General features: G+C 63.8%; 11 protein-coding genes. All 11 read right to left on the reverse strand.

Going from position 1 to position 15,353, the window contains the following annotated elements; genetic code table 11:
* Window positions 1-59: 59 nt before the first annotated feature.
* Window positions 60-2,450 carry a molybdopterin guanine dinucleotide-containing S/N-oxide reductase gene (locus NOCA_RS00490; RefSeq protein WP_011751510.1) on the reverse strand — a complete coding sequence of 797 codons (2,391 nt, stop codon included), beginning with the start codon at window positions 2,448-2,450 and terminating at the stop codon, window positions 60-62.
* Between the two features lie 1,271 nt (window positions 2,451-3,721).
* Window positions 3,722-4,402, reverse strand: coding sequence for a DUF1097 family protein (locus NOCA_RS00495; protein WP_011751513.1), 681 nt, complete (start codon window positions 4,400-4,402; stop codon window positions 3,722-3,724).
* Window positions 4,403-5,254: 852 nt separating this feature from the next.
* Window positions 5,255-6,274, reverse strand: a complete 1,020-nt coding sequence (locus NOCA_RS00505; protein ID WP_238383344.1) for an FAD-binding oxidoreductase — start codon at window positions 6,272-6,274, stop codon at window positions 5,255-5,257.
* 109 nt (window positions 6,275-6,383) lie between these two features.
* Window positions 6,384-7,889 (reverse strand): aromatic/alkene/methane monooxygenase hydroxylase/oxygenase subunit alpha, encoded by a 1,506-nt coding sequence (locus NOCA_RS00510; RefSeq protein ID WP_011751516.1) that lies wholly within the window; start codon window positions 7,887-7,889, stop codon window positions 6,384-6,386.
* Window positions 7,890-7,906: 17 nt separating this feature from the next.
* Entirely contained in the window at window positions 7,907-8,224 is a 318-nt protein-coding gene (locus NOCA_RS00515; RefSeq protein WP_011751517.1) for an MmoB/DmpM family protein, read from the reverse strand.
* A 14-nt stretch (window positions 8,225-8,238) separates the two neighbouring features.
* Window positions 8,239-9,288 (reverse strand): methane monooxygenase, encoded by a 1,050-nt coding sequence (locus tag NOCA_RS00520; RefSeq protein ID WP_011751518.1) that lies wholly within the window; start codon window positions 9,286-9,288, stop codon window positions 8,239-8,241.
* A 113-nt stretch (window positions 9,289-9,401) separates the two neighbouring features.
* A complete protein-coding gene (locus NOCA_RS00525) occupies window positions 9,402-10,493 on the reverse strand; it encodes a cobalamin-independent methionine synthase II family protein (protein ID WP_238383345.1) in 1,092 nt (363 codons plus the stop codon).
* 169 nt (window positions 10,494-10,662) lie between these two features.
* On the reverse strand, window positions 10,663-12,744 hold the full coding sequence (locus tag NOCA_RS00530; protein ID WP_011751520.1) for an acetate--CoA ligase family protein: 2,082 nt from the start codon (window positions 12,742-12,744) through the stop codon (window positions 10,663-10,665).
* Window positions 12,732-13,559, reverse strand: coding sequence for a CoA-transferase subunit beta (locus NOCA_RS00535; RefSeq protein WP_011751521.1), 828 nt, complete (start codon window positions 13,557-13,559; stop codon window positions 12,732-12,734). The genes NOCA_RS00530 and NOCA_RS00535 overlap by 13 nt, the downstream gene beginning before the upstream one ends.
* The gene (locus NOCA_RS00540) at window positions 13,556-14,473 is read right to left on the reverse strand and encodes a CoA transferase subunit A (protein WP_011751522.1); all 918 of its coding nucleotides are present in this window, start codon (window positions 14,471-14,473) and stop codon (window positions 13,556-13,558) included. Before NOCA_RS00540 ends, NOCA_RS00535 begins: the two co-directional genes overlap by 4 nt.
* Window positions 14,474-14,484: 11 nt before the next feature.
* Window positions 14,485-15,258, reverse strand: a complete 774-nt coding sequence (locus tag NOCA_RS00545) for an SDR family NAD(P)-dependent oxidoreductase (RefSeq protein WP_011751523.1) — start codon at window positions 15,256-15,258, stop codon at window positions 14,485-14,487.
* Window positions 15,259-15,353: the final 95 nt, after the last annotated feature.

A 15,353-nucleotide genomic window follows, 5' to 3' on the forward strand; every position in this document is an offset into this window, starting at 1 on the left:
ATGGCGCTCAAACGGGCGGGCTCCTTGTCCAGAGGTCTTCAAAGCGCCGGACTGGGCCGCTACGGCTGACGGCTTGAAGGGATTACGGACAGAGGCGCGAGGCCTGTGCGACGAGCCCACGCGTTCGCGGGGAATGTTCGTGGGACGACGAACTGCGGCGCTTCAAAGGGCGCGAGGTCGGGCAGGGGGTAAGTCCAGGCTTCAACCTGCACGAGGGCATTGATGGACGGTCCTGCGGCTAGGCGTGACGTCGGCCGATCGGCTGTCAGAACATTTGGGTTGCCGTGACTCTCGATTGGCCCGGTGTCGGAGACCGAAGGGAAGTACCAAGCCCCGGTGGGGAGCTGAACCACTCCCGCCTCGAGACCCTCGTCTACCCATGCTGCGGCGAGACAGGCGCCGCGATCATTGAAGACTCGCACGATCATTCCGTTCTCAATGGATCGTTCTGCCGCGTCTTGAATACTCAACCTGATCCGCTCGCGCCCTTCTACTTTTGCGTCGACGCTCACAACGCCCTGGTCGTACTGGCTGTGTAGTCGATGCGCCGGCTGGTTGGAGCTCAGATAGAGGGGGAAGCGGGCCGCGATGTCCGCTCCTGGCCATTCCAGAGGCTCCAGCCACATGGGGTGGCCTGGGCAGTCGGCGTAGCCGAACCCGTCGATGGTCGAGGAGAAGATCTCGATGCGTCCCGAGGGTGTGTCGAGGGGGTTGGCATCCGGATCACGGCGTAGCGCCTCGCCGAGTCGTTCACGTTGCCCGGCGCGGTCGAATGGAACCTCGAGCCACCCCTGATCCCAGAACTCGTCGAAGGACGGAATGGTCTTTCCACCGAGGGCAGGGCTGTGCTCGAGTTGCTTATACAGGTAACGGAGCCACTCGGCCTCGTTGCGACCCTCGGTGTACTCGTCGGCGATCCCGACCGCACGCGCGATCTGGGTCAGGATCGCGTAGTCCGACTGGGCCTCGCCCAGTGGCTCTGACATTTGCTTCATTGCGATCAGGTGGGGGTCGAGGTGTGCGCAGCCAAGGTCATTGCGTTCCAGAGCGGTCGTCGCGGGCAACACGATGTCGGCATGGCGTGCGTGGGCGTTCCAGAAGACTTCGTGGGCGATCACAGTCTCGGGTTTCTGCCACGCCTTGATGAGCCGGTTGAGATCCTGGTGGTGGTGGAACGGGTTGCCGCCTGCCCACCAGACAAGTCTGATGTCGGGAAACGTGAGTTCCCGACCGTTGTACTGGTGATGGCCGCCGGGGTTCAACAACATGTCAGCCATCCGGGCTACGGGAATGAAGGTCTTCACCGCGTTGAGTCCCTGAGGCAAGTGGGGCCATGCCGTTGGCGTTTCGTCGTTTCCCACGGGGCTCAGGCTCGCGTATCCGAAGCCGATCCCACGTCCGGGAAGACCAATCTGCCCTAACAGGGCCGCAAGGACGACGGCCATCCACCAGGTCTGTTCCCCGTGCTCTTGTCTCTGCAAGGACATGGCGGCCGTGATGAGTGTCCGCGATCGCGCCATGTCGCGGGCAAGTGCGCGGATCGACCCAGCACTACATCCGCACACACCACTGGCCCACGCCGCGTCCTTGGGGATGCCATCGGAAACGCCCATCAGGTAGGGCAAGAACTCGTCAAACCCAACCGTGCAACGGGCGACGAACTGCTCGTCGAACAGTCCTTCCACGATGATCGTGTGAGCGAGCGCGAGCATCAGCGGCACGTCGGTGCACGGGCGCACAGCGAAGTGGGTCATCTTGTCGAGCGGCGGTGCGTCGTCGCGTGTGAAACTGACATTGACGAAGCGAACGCCCGCATCCGAGATCGACTTGACCGCGCTCGACGCCAGGTGCCGTACCGGACCGCCCGCGCCCACTTGTCGGTTCTTCATCGACATGCCACCGAACGCGACCACGAGCTCTGCGTTCTCCGCCATGTCCTTCCAACTCGGTTGCATCCCGTTGTACATCATGTCCTGAGGGTCGAGCCCGAGCACGTGCGGGAGGATCACTTCACCTGCCGCAACCGAGTACGTGTTGACCGAGCTGGTGTACCCGCCAGCACAGTTCAGGAATCTGTGCAGTTGGCCCTGTGCGTGGTGGAAGCGGCCAGCACTGCTCCAGCCGTACGAACCACCAAAGATCGCCTCGCTGCCGAATGCCTTGGTCACACGCGTGAGCTCGCCCGACACAAGTTCCACCGCGAGCTCCCAAGGCACCTCGACGAAAGGTTCCTTGCCGCGTACCCCAGCGCCGGGTCCGTACTTCAGGTAGCCCTGGCGTACCGCTGGCCGAAGGATCCTGGCTTGGGAATTCCACGCCCCAGCCATAGACCTCCCCAGTGACGACGGATCTGGGTCATTCTCGAATGGCAATGCCTCGGTGGCCCCACCGGGGACGTGCCGCATCCGGTATGCGCCCCAATGAGTGAGTGTCAGCGGAAAGGTCGTCATACCGGTCCCTCTCTGTTCCGCGGCCAGTGGCTTGGGAAGCACGTGGGGTTGTCAGCGAGTCGTCGAGCTGGGCACGTCACCAGGGCGGTGTGACGCCTTGGGTTCCGTTCCTCCAGCATTCGCTGAGCGCTTCATGCGCTTCGTTCATCCGGACCTGTAGCCGGAGCCACCAGGTCATGGTCGGAAGGCCGTAGCGGCGACTGACCGACTAGAGGCGTGACAGCTCAAGGCAGCAGACGGGTAGAACGGGATCTCCCAGAAGAGTTCCCGCTCGTGTGCTGGCTCGCCCCACGCCATCTGTCGACAGCCGGTTTGGCGAGTATGATGCGTCCCAACGGGAGCCCAGGTCGCCTCGTGAACATGGTTGCGCGACCAAGGGCCCTGTCGTGAGGTGACCAGCCATCTGGCGAGTGCCTTTGGGCGGCCATCCCGGGTGCTTTCTGGCATTGTTCCCACCCTCCTTCTGGCGCCGTTCACTCCTGAGGTTAGGTCGAGCCTCACCCCTGCTCACCGTCCCCCGAGGACGAAAAGCGCACGAGAATTTCGACGGCACTCGAAAACTGAACTGTTTGGGCGGTAAAAGTAGAGGCACTCAGCGATTGGAGAGTCATCACTTTTGGTGTCATTTGGAGGACTGGGCGCTGATCAGGAGACTGGCTGCTGAGGGGGTAGCGTGATGTCATGGCTGCCTGCGTGTCGCCCTTGGTAATGCATCACAACGTCGCGAACTCGCATACCGCACACGGGGCACCGCTTGGCCGATCCGGGCAGTGGAATTTCGATCACTCGCGCAGCCGTCGCGAACCCGCGAAGGAAGAGCCCGAGCATGTCATCGCCCCCGATCTTCGTTGGCTCTTCGCAGGGGCTGCAGAGGGTGGACACCGCCTACAGAATGCGCAAGCACGTGGAAGGAGGCGAGATCAAACAACTCGCAATCACGGCGGACTAGCTCTCGGGTCGCATCGTTCAGATCAGGAACGAGTCTTCGACACAGCTCGGCGAACCCGATCGCCGCCTCGAAACGCGCGCGCAAGGCACTAAGCACGTAGTCCGGCTCAAGTGTCGAGAACTCCTGTTCGCCTAGGCGCCCGTCAGTCCGTTGGGTCGTTTGGAGACACGTCAGCCAGCCGGAGATCAGACCTTTCTGAGACCGCATATGTGTCCTGATGTCATCGAGTGAGGCGAAACGAGTTCGCTCGATCTGGTTGACGCCGGGGCTTGTCCCCCGTCCCGGAAGAGTGCGGAGCGAGGGACAATCCCTGCCGATCTCTTCAGGCGTCGACCGTCTCTGCTGCCGGCTTTCCGGCCAGGAACCCAAGAGCTCCAGCCAGCCTGACCGACGCAACGCCGAGCAGGCTTCCGCACACGAGCGACACGAGCGACGAGATGTACACCCATTCGACTGGAGTGGAGAACACGCCACCGAAGGCTCCCGTGCCCGCCGTTTCCGGCTTTCCCAAAGCAGCAATTGAGTTGCCCACCCCGCCGCCGTTGACGGCCCAGCCGTCGAGGCCAGTCGCGAACCACCAGAAGACCACCGCGGCAAACGCGACAAACACGCCGGGAACGTAATACCCATCGCCCGTCACCGTCAGCATGACCGCAGCGAACACCAGGACGCCGATCACGAGCGCGATGCTCCAGAAGTCAGGTAGTTCTGCCAATTTGGGTGAAATCAGCATCAGGAGGAGTGCCGCGGTGGCGCCGACAATCGAACTGACAACCGTCTTGGCCAAGGCGGCAGAGTCCGCTCCGGCCGCGAAGAACACTGCCCACGCAATGAACGCCGCCGGAGTGATCAACTGCAGGTTGCTCGGCAGTTCGAGGCCGACACCCAGATCTCCACTCGTCACCCAGTGAAAAGTGAAGTTCAGCGAGACCTCCACCCAAGCGAACGCGAGCAGGGCAATGGCCAGGCTGAGGGGCAGCGCGCCCCTGATGCGTTGGAGCATGATGTATTTCCTTTGTTCGAGCTGTTGGCCAGTTAGCCCACAGCAGGAGGGTCTTCCAGGCGAGTCGCATCGAGAGACGGCGCGCTCGAGTTGAGCCGTTCGGCGGGGTTGGGCATGGACAAGCCGGTCATGTCAACGCCTTCGCTTTGACGAGACGTCGGCGCTTCACCGTGAATCCGGGCGGCAAGGTGCCTTCTTTCAGCATGCGAATTGGGCAGCGCCTGCACTTGGGCTTGGAGGTGCAGCACTTTGACTTCGGCATCACGCGCTTAGCCACGGCACGTCACCCTCCTCGGCCACGGCCAGCTCACCCTTCGCCGGCGCCAACGTGACAATCCCGTGGACCCCACTCGCGACCAGGGCGAGGCCGGCGGAATTGGAGACATCCAGCCTTTTCGGTCCCGTTGGGGTCGTGGCCACACACGTGCAAATTGACTGATCGTCGTGGAACTCGAACCGGACGGCGAGCGGTCGACATCGATCCGGGATCACGCCTGTCATCACTTTGGGGTGAGGGACGGCCGGAATGAGGACTTTCGTGAACCGCACGTGCCGCCCGTCGTACGACGAGACATCGAGTTCAGTGCGGCCCGGGCCGCACGCCCGGACGTGAGTGATTACGCGCACCGGGCCCAGCGGTCCATCAGCCGACGGGCGAGGATCCGCTGACTCGGGATCCCCTTGGGCGCCAGGTTGCGGAGCGGCAGGCGCCTTGGCGCGCAAAGGCGCTGCGGTGAACGATGCTGTGGTCACTTGGTCCCTCCACGGTGGGTGAGATGTCGGAGCTTCTCGTGCGCTGGCTTACCTGTGCGGCACGGGGTTTGCCGGGTGGATACGACACGGCTTGCGCCCTCAGCCGGAGGGCACGAACCGATCGAAGTGGATATGGCGCGGCTTGCAGCCACTCGATTCCAGAACCTCCACGGCGGCATCGATCATGGGAGGGGGGCCGCAAAGGTAGGCCTCGCGACCAACCGTTGAGGGAAGGTGTCGCGCAAGCACCTCGGTGATCAGCCCCGTCTCGCCCTCCCATGCCGCACCGTCGGCACCCGCATCACTCAGAGCGGGGATGAACGTGAACCAGTCATGCTGGCGAGCGAGCTGCCCCAGTTCCTCGACGAGGAAGAGATCGCCCGCGGTACGTGCGCCGTAGAAGAACGTGACTTCGCGACGGTTTCCCGTGGCCACGAGCTCCCGCAGGATCCCCAGGATCGGAGCCATGCCGGATCCACCTGCGATCATGATCATCGGACGGTGGGACAGCTGGACGCCGAACTGTCCGAGCGGGCCGCGAAGCTGGACCTGGTCTCCGAGTGAGAGCCGCTGGTCCAGTACCGAGGAGAAACAGCCACCGGGCAGCACCTTGACAATGAGGTCCACACGGTCGCTCTCAGTGGGCGAGTTGGCCATCGAGAAGGAGCGCCATTGGTCTGGCATTCCGGGGACGCCGACCTCGACGTATTGCCCAGCGACAAAGGGCATCGTTTCAGGCTCGTTGAGCCGAAGTCCGAGCCAGCGGATGTCATGGGTGAGCGCATCGATCCGATCAACGGTGGCGGCAAATTCCTGGATGTGCTGACCGGCCTGGTACTGCTCTTCGGTGAGGTCGTCCATCGTCTCGGAGACGTCCACGACCAGATGACCGGATTCGGCGAAGGTCGAGCAAAGCAGCACCACTCCGGCGTTCCGGTCCGCGTCACTCAGAGCGAACGAGGTGCTATCGCCGAGTCGGTAGTCGCCGTCCACGACCTCTGCGCGACAGGTGCTGCATCCGCCGTGCTTACACCCGTACTTGACGTATCGGCCCTGTCTGAGGACGGCTTGGAGGATCGACTCCTCGGGTTCGACGTCGAGAGTCTCGTCGAACGGCAAGATTGTGACTTTATTTTCCATGGAGCGTTCGCCATTCTTTGTCGACAAGTTCAGAAGGTCTGCGCTGCCGTCGGGTCGGGAGCCCCAAGCTCCCGACCCGACGGTGATCTCAAACCCTCAGCGGGTCCTTGATCTCGTACTTGAGAGCGCGGATGTCGTCGATGGTCCACATCCGGTCGGCGTTGAGATGGGGCTGTCCCATCAGCGTCTTACCGTCCGGCCGCACGTAGCCGAGGGCCAAGATGACGTCTGCGAGGTCCATCCCGTCGAACCGCTCCCACCAGTTGGCGCAGCCGGTGTAGATCGTCGGGTTGAGCTTGAAGATCCAGTCACAACCCTCACTGCAAACCGCGTAGCGCTTCCCTTCGTGATCGAAGATCCGGGTCTCCGGCGCGTCGATGCGCGGCATCACACAGGGCACGTGGCACACCTGGCAGAACGGCGGAAGAGCCGGCAGCTCCTGCATCAGCAGCCGCCCCGATGAGGGGTCACTCATCTCCCGGTAGGCGTCCCAGAGGCCGCCGTATCGTGCGGTCCAACCCGGGTAGTGGTTCTCAAACCACTCGTAGTCCGCCGGACCCATCGGGTCGATGCGCCAGAAGTTCAGGGGCCAGATGGCGGCCAACGCGATGGCGACGGAATGGTGCATGTCCTCGACGAACCGCGCTACGTCGGGCAGTCGCTCCGGCGGCTTCAGCCCGTACGGGGCCAGGCGGTTCATGTACGAGCCGACGAAGTCGTCGACGACCCACTCCTCCCAGACGTCCTTGTAGGCCCACGGCCGGTTGACTGCGTAGTACTCGGAAACAACGCCGACGAGTGTGTCCATCGACATGTGCTGGTGCCAGAAATGCCGCTCCAGCGATTCCTGCAGGAAGGGGACGTTTTCTGTCGACTCCAGGCAGGCCATCAGCGTGGCGTAGCCGTTGGCCATGTGACGCGATTCGTCCGACTGGATCGACAGGAAGGTGGTGGGCATGGCGTGGTCGCCATTCACCATCGCGACCTGCGGCAGCGCCACCACCAGTGGATTGGTGTACGCCGTCTCCAGGACAACACCGAGGCACATCGCGACCTCGATCGGGTCGCCGGTGTTGAAGGGCTGGAACGACGCCCGGGCCAGCGTTCCGATCGGGTGGTTGCCGAGCGCGATCTGCCCGATGTCGAAGCCGGCGGGGTCGTGGTAGTTCTTCAGGTAGTACTTCCGCAGATTGATCTCGAGCTGGGCGTGACGAACCTCGTCCAGCATCTGACCTGCATAGCCCTGCCGTAGCTCCTGGTTCTTCACGGATGAGATCAGGAAGCCCGCGCCACAGACCGCTTGGTATTCCGCATCGGTGAGCGCGGGTACGGCGAACTTCATCGCCTCCATGAAGCGCGGTTCGGCAAGGTTGGCGTTGCGATAACGCACGTTGGAATCCAGTGCGCCGTAGACCCGGTTGTCCTTCTCATTCTCCATCGCGGCATAGCCACGCATCATCACCCGGAACGGGTCCTTGCCCTTGGGGGGGATGATGTAGCGGGAGGGGAACTTGGGGTCGGGCTTGGCGTAGTCGAACCCCCAGTCGTAGCGCTTGCTCTTCTCGTGGACGGTTTCAAGCTTGGGTGCCACCATCTTCGTCTCCTTCGTGCCTAGTCGCGGAATCGATCGGGGAGGATCTCGGTGTGAATCTCGATGACGCCGTCGTTGACGACGATGCGGCCGTAGTAGGACGTCATGTTCACCAGAAAGTCGTGAACCGAGTAAGGACGGCCTAGCCGCTCGGACAGGTTCTCCATGTCGAACCGGAGCAGACCCTCGCGCTCGATCTTGTAGAAGCAGTCGTTGTCAGTGATCTTCGCGTCGGGAATCTCCTCCTCGACCATGGCCACTGTCTCCGCGGTCTCGGCGCTGCCGATAAGGGAAATGCCGACCGTGTCCCGGACCTTGGTGAAGTCTCTTGTTGACATTGGGATTCCTTCTCTCAGGCCGCGCCGGGGACGGACAGGCCGAGCCCCTCGAGGTAGGTGGACTGCTTCCTCATCACGTCTTCCAAGGCCGCTGGGTATGTCGCTGCCTTCGTCGTGGCTTGGTCGAACACGGGGGCGAACGCGTTGCATGCCTCGAGGGCGTAGGCGTTCCACTTCTCCACCCAGGAGGTGATGACGCTTCGGTTGTGGCCGCCGTGGACCGAGTCGTCCAACACGTGCTCGAGAAGTGCGGTCGTCCAGTTCTCGGTGCGGGCACTGTCGGACTCCGCAGAGGCGATCAGGATTGGAGTCACCATGTCGCCATTCGCTGCTGCGAAGCGGCTGAAGTACTCGATCTTGGCAAGGCCACCGAACAGCTGGTCGAAGCAGACGTTGATCGCTACTACGATCTCCATCCAGTCGTTGAGCGCAATGATGTTCTCAACGGCCTTGCGGGCGCCCTGCCAGATCGGCTCATTCAGCCAGGCCTCCATGAAGCCGGAGTCGTCGAACCAGGGGAACGCCTTCTCCAGCTCGAAGGAGTAGTAGACGACTCCTTGGAGGTGCCGCAACTTGTCCGCGGCCTCGAAGACGATCGGAAAGGTCGCCGTATCCGACAGGGCCTCTCGCTCGGCATAACAGAGCGCCAGGAACAATCCGTACTCGACAAAGGGATAGGTCATGTAGTGCTCGGCCAGCCCCGTCCGGACCCAGCCTTCGTCGGCGTAGGCAAAGAGTCCGGCGGTGTGCGCGCTGGCGAAAGATCGCTGAATCGCGTTTTCTGACTCGTTAACTCCCGTGATGTAGCCCCGGTTCATTGTCTCGTTCGGGTCCCGGAACGTGTACCAGTCCGAGGACCGAATGACTGTCGTGTCTTCGGTGTACGGGTCTCGACCGTCGTCGAACCGGACCGGCCAGCCCTGGAACGCGTATTGGGCGGGGGTGGACTGCTGACCGACGGTCAAGTCCTCGTACTCGGTGGGTCTCTTGCCTGCGGGCGTGAACCAGGTGAAGTTGCGGTTACCCGAGAGATTGGTTCGCTTCGGTGCGGTGTAGACAGCCATTCCTGCGTCTCCGAATCCGTTGTTTTCATCCAGACGAAAAGTGGGGGTGAATCTGTACGCCTGGGGGGTCGGCCCGTGTCTCGTGTGTGGCTTTGCCGACCCCCCGAGGGAACTCAGGCCTGCTGCGCGGTGAGTTCCTTGCGGACGATGGCGGCGCCGTCGGCGAGGGCGCGCAGCTTGCCGGCGGAGATCATGCGGGGCAGGTTGATGAGGCCGCAGTCGGTACTGAGTCCGAGACGCTCGGCGGGCACGAACTCGAGAACCGCGCGGATCCGGTCGGCGACCTCGTCAGCGGTTTCGGTCACGGTGCTCTTGACGTCGATGATGCCGGCGACGAAGTCCTTCTCCCAGTTGTTGTCAACCAGGAGCTTGAGGTCGTCCGGGCCGGTGCGTCCGACCTCGTAGTTCAGGGCGTCGATGTTGGCGCCGAGGACTTCGGGGAAGATCGGAACGGCCGCCTGGGGAGCCGGCGCATCGGTCGGGCGGTGGTCGAGAACCCATGCGCCGAACTCGGTGTCCTCGTCGTCGGGGAAGTAGCCGGGTGTGCCGGAGTAGTTGCCCCAGCAGGTGTGCACCCAGATCTGGGAGCTGACGCCTTCGACCGCAGCGTTCAGCACCTCGATCTCCCAATCGCCCATGCCGTAGGGCCAGACGAACTCGTCGATCTGAATGATGTCGCAGCCGTTGTCAGCGAGCTCCTTGAAGTCCTCGTTGAAGGCCTTGGCGATAGCCATGCCCAGTTCCTTGGTCTCCTTGTAGAACTGGTTGTTGGTCGCCGCGGCCAGCACCTGGATGCCCACATAGGAGATCTTCACGGGCTTCTTGGTTGCCTTGCGGGTGGCGCGCAGGTTGGCCAGGTGGAGCGGGGCTTCGCGGCGCACCTCACCGACGCACGTGGGCGCGTACAGCGTGGAGTAGATCGGCAGGCCGATCGGCGGGCCGGAGTTCTTGTAGCCGGTCATCCGCTCGGTGTAGTGGTAGAGGATCTGACCGTACGGCGAGTCCCCGCCGTACACCTTGCCGTCGCTGATGATGTCGAGGCCGGCGGCCTCCTGGTCATGGACGATGGCGCCGACGGCGTCCTCGAATGCCTCTCGGCTGATCGCGTCGTAGACGAACTCGCCCTTGGGGAACGTCGCGAACCCGCTGCCGTCGTACCAGCGGGGGTTGGGGTAGTTGCCGACCATGGTGGTTGGCAGAAGCACATCTTGAGAGCCGATTCGCATCGGTGACCCCTTTCCAAAGAGCGGCGTATCACCGCAGGCTGTTGTTCTGACGGAGGGACGCTAAGGGAGTCGTGCACTCAGAAACCCCGTGGTGAGAGGGCGAAAGAAATGCCCCGCGGCTGCCCTCCCAGGGCGGACGCCTGTCCTGTCAGGACGACTGGCTGGTCCGAATTCGCCAGTCCACGACAGTGCACCCGTCGTGACGCGCCAGCACGGGGTTGAGATCGACTTCGGTGACGTCCGGGCGGTCCACCAACAGCTCGCCGAGCCGGCAGATAGCGTCTGCGAGTGAGGTCAAGTCCACACGTGGTCCCCGGTTCCCGACGAGTAGGGATGCACCCTTGAGACGCCGCAGCATCCCCTCGGCTTCCTCGAGGCTAAGCGGCGCGAGGGCGAGCACGACGTCGTCCTGAAGCTCGACATTCGTTCCGCCCATTCCAACGAGCACCACGGGGCCAAACTCAGGGTCGCGCACGCCGCCGACGATTACTTCGACGCCTTGCAGTTGGGGCTGGACGAGCAGCTGCACGCCGTCGCGAAGTCCAAAGAGCAGCTCGGCGGCCGACGTAACGAGATCGGGATCGGTCAAGCCAAGGCGGACTCCGTCACCTGCGGCTTTGTGCAGCAAGTCTGGGTGGATTGCCTTGAGTACGACGGGGTATCCCAAGGACTCAGCCGCACGCAACGCTGCAGCGGTGGTCGCGCACAGGGACCAGGGAGCGAGGGGCATCTCGTGTTTGGACAACAAGGTCGCGGCCTCGCGCGGCCCGAGCCACGCGGCGGCGTCGTCCGGGGTCCCAGGCTTGTCAGCCGCGGCAACTTCCGGGGAAACCCGCGCAGCTCCGGACTTGCGCCGTTGGCCATGGCGGGCGGCATGCGCGACGGCCTTTGCCGCGCGCTCGGGCCACTCGAAAACAGCAACGCCAGCCGAACGCAACGGTGCCGCGTTCGCCCGGGCACTCTGGGCCGCGACCCAGCACACATAGACCGGTACGTCGACTCCGGCGGAGCGCAACTGTTGCACGGCCATCGCCACTCCGGTCGCGACCGGTTCGCTCGCCGAGCGTTGGAGCAAAACGGCGATCACGGCGTCCACCTCACCGCTGCGGGCAAGCTGGTCGACAGCGAATGGGTACAGCTCGGGAAAGCGTTGCCAAGCGGTGGTCAGGTCCACCGGGTTGGCCGGACTCGCGAGCTCCGGCAGAGTCTTCTCGAGCGTGGATTGCAGGGTCGGACTGAGGAGCGGAACCTCCAGTCCCTCGTCCGTGAGGAGGTCGGTCAACTCGACGCCGGTGCCTCCGGAGTTTGTTACGATCCCGATCCGGTACCCGGCCGGAGGGCAACTACGGTCGAGCGCACGCGCTGCGTCCAGCATTTCCAGTCCGGTTCTGGTCACAGTGATGCCAGCCTGTGCGAACGCCTCGGACCACACCCGTTGCTGGCCTGCCAGACTGGCGGTGTGCGAGCGTGCTGCGCGACTCCCGTCTGCGGAGCGTCCGGTTCGGCATACGATCACGGGTCGGGTCCGCGTGACACGGCGTGCCATATCCACAAACGCCCGACCATCGGGCAGAGACTCCAAGAAGAAGCAGATCGGCCCGCTGCCACCATCGGAGGCCAGGTAGTCGAGCAGTTCGGTGTCGGTGAAGTCCGCCTTGTTACCCGTGGCGTAGACCTTGTCGAAGCACAGGTTCTCGTCCTCCGCGAGCGAGTGCAGAGCCATCCCGTACGCACCCGACTGGGTAACCAGGCTCAGCGAGCCGGATCCGCCGGTCATCGCAGGCGAGAGGGAGGCGTTGAGACCGACCGCGGCGTTCTGGACTCCGAAGCAGTTGGGCCCGACGATTCGTACGCCCCCCACGCGGGCGATCTTCATTACCTCGGCCTGCAAGCGCTCACCGCCTGGTCCCGCCTCGGCGAATCCAGCGGTGATGACTACACATGCCGGGATGCCCCTCGCCGCGGCATCCTGAACGACGGCTGGGACTGCCGTGGCGGGCACAACCAAGACGGCGAGATCGATGGGGTAGGGGATCTCCAGCAGCGTGGTGTAGGCGCGGACCCCATCAACGGGTCGTCCAGACCCGTTGACGGGGTACACATCGCCGACGAATCCGCGGAGGTTCTCCCACAACAGGGCGCCGGTACTGCCCGGACGGTCCGACGCGCCGACCAAGGCGACCCGGCTCGGGCGGAAAACACTTGCGAGCGGATCGCTCAGCAGGCGCACGAGGCTCCCGACCCATGCTCAAAGACGCGTTTGAGCTCGGTGGAGGAGAACTCCTGTCGGCGCACGCCCAACGGATCGACGGATCGGAGAGCCGCAAGCTCGGCCGCGCTTGGGAAAGGCACGTGCTTCAGGTCGCCCGCGACTTCGAAGGAGAACCCGGTGGCGTCAGTCACTTGATCGAGGGTCACGTCAGGGTACGTCTGACGAAGGCGCGCCCGCCCCTGTGGGAAGTCGAAGACTCCTAGTTCAGTGACGAGCCACTCCGGCCCTCCACCGGTGAAGCCCAGCTCAGTGCGGGTGCCTTCTTTGGTTCGGTGACCCATGTCCGTTACGAAGTCGCACTGCTCAACGAGGGTCCGTCCGGAGCCGTGCCTGGTTGTCCACAAGGTCAGGTTCTTGATCGTGGCCGCGAGGTTGCAGCCGCCACCTCCTCCTCCGAGCTTCACCTTGGGGCGCTCAATAGGTCCCACTGCAGTCACATTGGTGTTGCCCCAAGCGTCGATCTGCCCGCCGGAGAGGAACATTCGGTCGATGTCGCCGCGGATCGCGGCATCGAAGAACTCCTCAAACCGAAGTTGGTAGACGGCCCGGTGCTGCAGCGCCAGGTCGTTGCCGGTTGGCGGAATGAACTCGGGCTCAGGATTGACCGCGTACGTCGCTCCTTCGACAAGCAGCATGTCCCGGGCGTGGGTGTGTCGCGCCACGTGCATGGCTACCTGCGCGCAGGGGCTGCCGAAGCCGTGGAACACCGCCTCCCTATCTTTGATCGTGCGCGCGAGAGTTACCACGAACCATTCGTCAATCGTGAAAGTCATGCGAAGAGCTCCTTCCAGGCATGCGTGGATTTGTCCCAGCCGGTCAACCGTTCGAGGTTCTCCTCGCCGACGAGCTTGCGGTATGCCAACTCGGTCGGCGCGCCTGTGACGTAATGCGCCAGATACTCCGAGGCACCCTCCGCGGTGGCCGCCGCCGCGACGTAATCGCGCAGGTGGTTCCGGTCGTAGGCATACTCCGGGTAGCACGAGGTCGGATGGGCGCCGAATGGTGCTTCGGCGACAGCTGTGACCAGATGGGCGGGGACGGTGACTCCGGCTTCGGCAACCTCCTCGGTCGAGACCATCCGCTCGACGGTGGCGATCACCAACTGGGAGGCGGAGGCGAACCGTTCGTCGAGAACGTAAGGCTTGTCGAAGTGCAGGTTGCCTCGGCGATCGCCCAGACTGGCGTGGATCAAGGCCACATCGGGGCTAAGGGCAGGTACTGCGATGAGCACCTCTCCGGTGAACGGGCACGTGATCTCGGCGTACTCGGGATGCAGTCGGCGGATGTCGGACCCCTTGACCCCGCGGACGGGAAGGAATGGGACGCCGGCTTCGGCGGCCCGGAGCTGGGTGAGCATCGTCACGCAGCAACTTTCGGCAAGACGGATATCTCCGCCCTCCGCGGCCCGCCGATACGCCGGAGCGAGACCAAGGTCTTGTTCAAAACCGACGTAGCTTTCCTCGCAGACCGACACTGCTCCCGCCGCAACCAGCAGGTCTACGTCGATCCCATGCGCCGAGCCGACGAGGTGGAGGTCGCGACGGCCTTGACGGACGAGTTCCCGCACCAGGGCCATGGGCAACCTTGCGGAAAGCCCACCCCCGAGCGCGACGACGTCGCCGTCGCGCACGCGTCCCGCTGCCTCCTCGAGGGTGACGAGTTTGTCGGTGTCCATGAAGAACGGCATCAGGTCTCCTCCTACTGCGCTGTCATTCCGCCATCGGCGGCGATGACGGAACCGGTCAGGAAGGAGGAATCGTCGGACGCGAGGAACGCTGCAACCCGAGCGATTTCCTCGGGAGTGCCCAGCCGTCCGATGGGGTACTTCACGAGTGTCTTGGCCAGACCGGCCTCGAGATCACCATCGCCTCGTGCCCGAAGCATCGGCTCCATCAGCGGGGTAAAGACGGTCCCCGGGCAGATCACGTTGACCCGGATCTTGACTGGCGCCAAGTCGACGGCCATCGACCGAGTGAGCGCAACGACAGCTCCCTTGGCGGCGCAGTACGCGGCGAAGTTGGGCACGCCTACGAGGGCGGCCACCGATCCCTGGTTGACGATGGCACCGCCTCCCGAGGCGGCCATGTGGGGGACTGCCGCGCGCGAGCAGACGAAAGTGCCCTTGGCGTTGACCGCCATCGCGCGCTCCCAGTCGGCATCGCTGGCGTCCGCGACCGACCCCTTGGAGTCGCAGCCGGCGTTGTTATAGAGCACGTGCAAACCGCCGTACTCCGCCACGACCTTGGCGACGGCCGCTTCGACTTCAGCGGTGTCGGCCACGTTGGCGGCGAGGGCAATTGCACGGCCTCCAGCGGCGGTGATGGCCGCGACAGTCTCCTCCGCGGCCTCGATGCGCAGGTCAAGTACGCCTATGGCGCCGCCTTCGGTGGCGAGCAGTTCGGCGGTCGCCCGTCCGATCCCGGAGCCTGCCCCAGTGACGATCGCGACCTTGCCTTCGAACCTTGTGCTCATGCTGGTGTCCTTATCTGCGCGGTTGATGTTCGACTCGCCACGCGGCGGTCCATCCGCCGTCGAGTACGAGGGTGTGTCTGGTGAGATACGAGAGC

It is taken from the genome of Nocardioides sp. JS614, from assembly GCF_000015265.1.
Lineage (GTDB): Bacteria > Actinomycetota > Actinomycetes > Propionibacteriales > Nocardioidaceae > Nocardioides.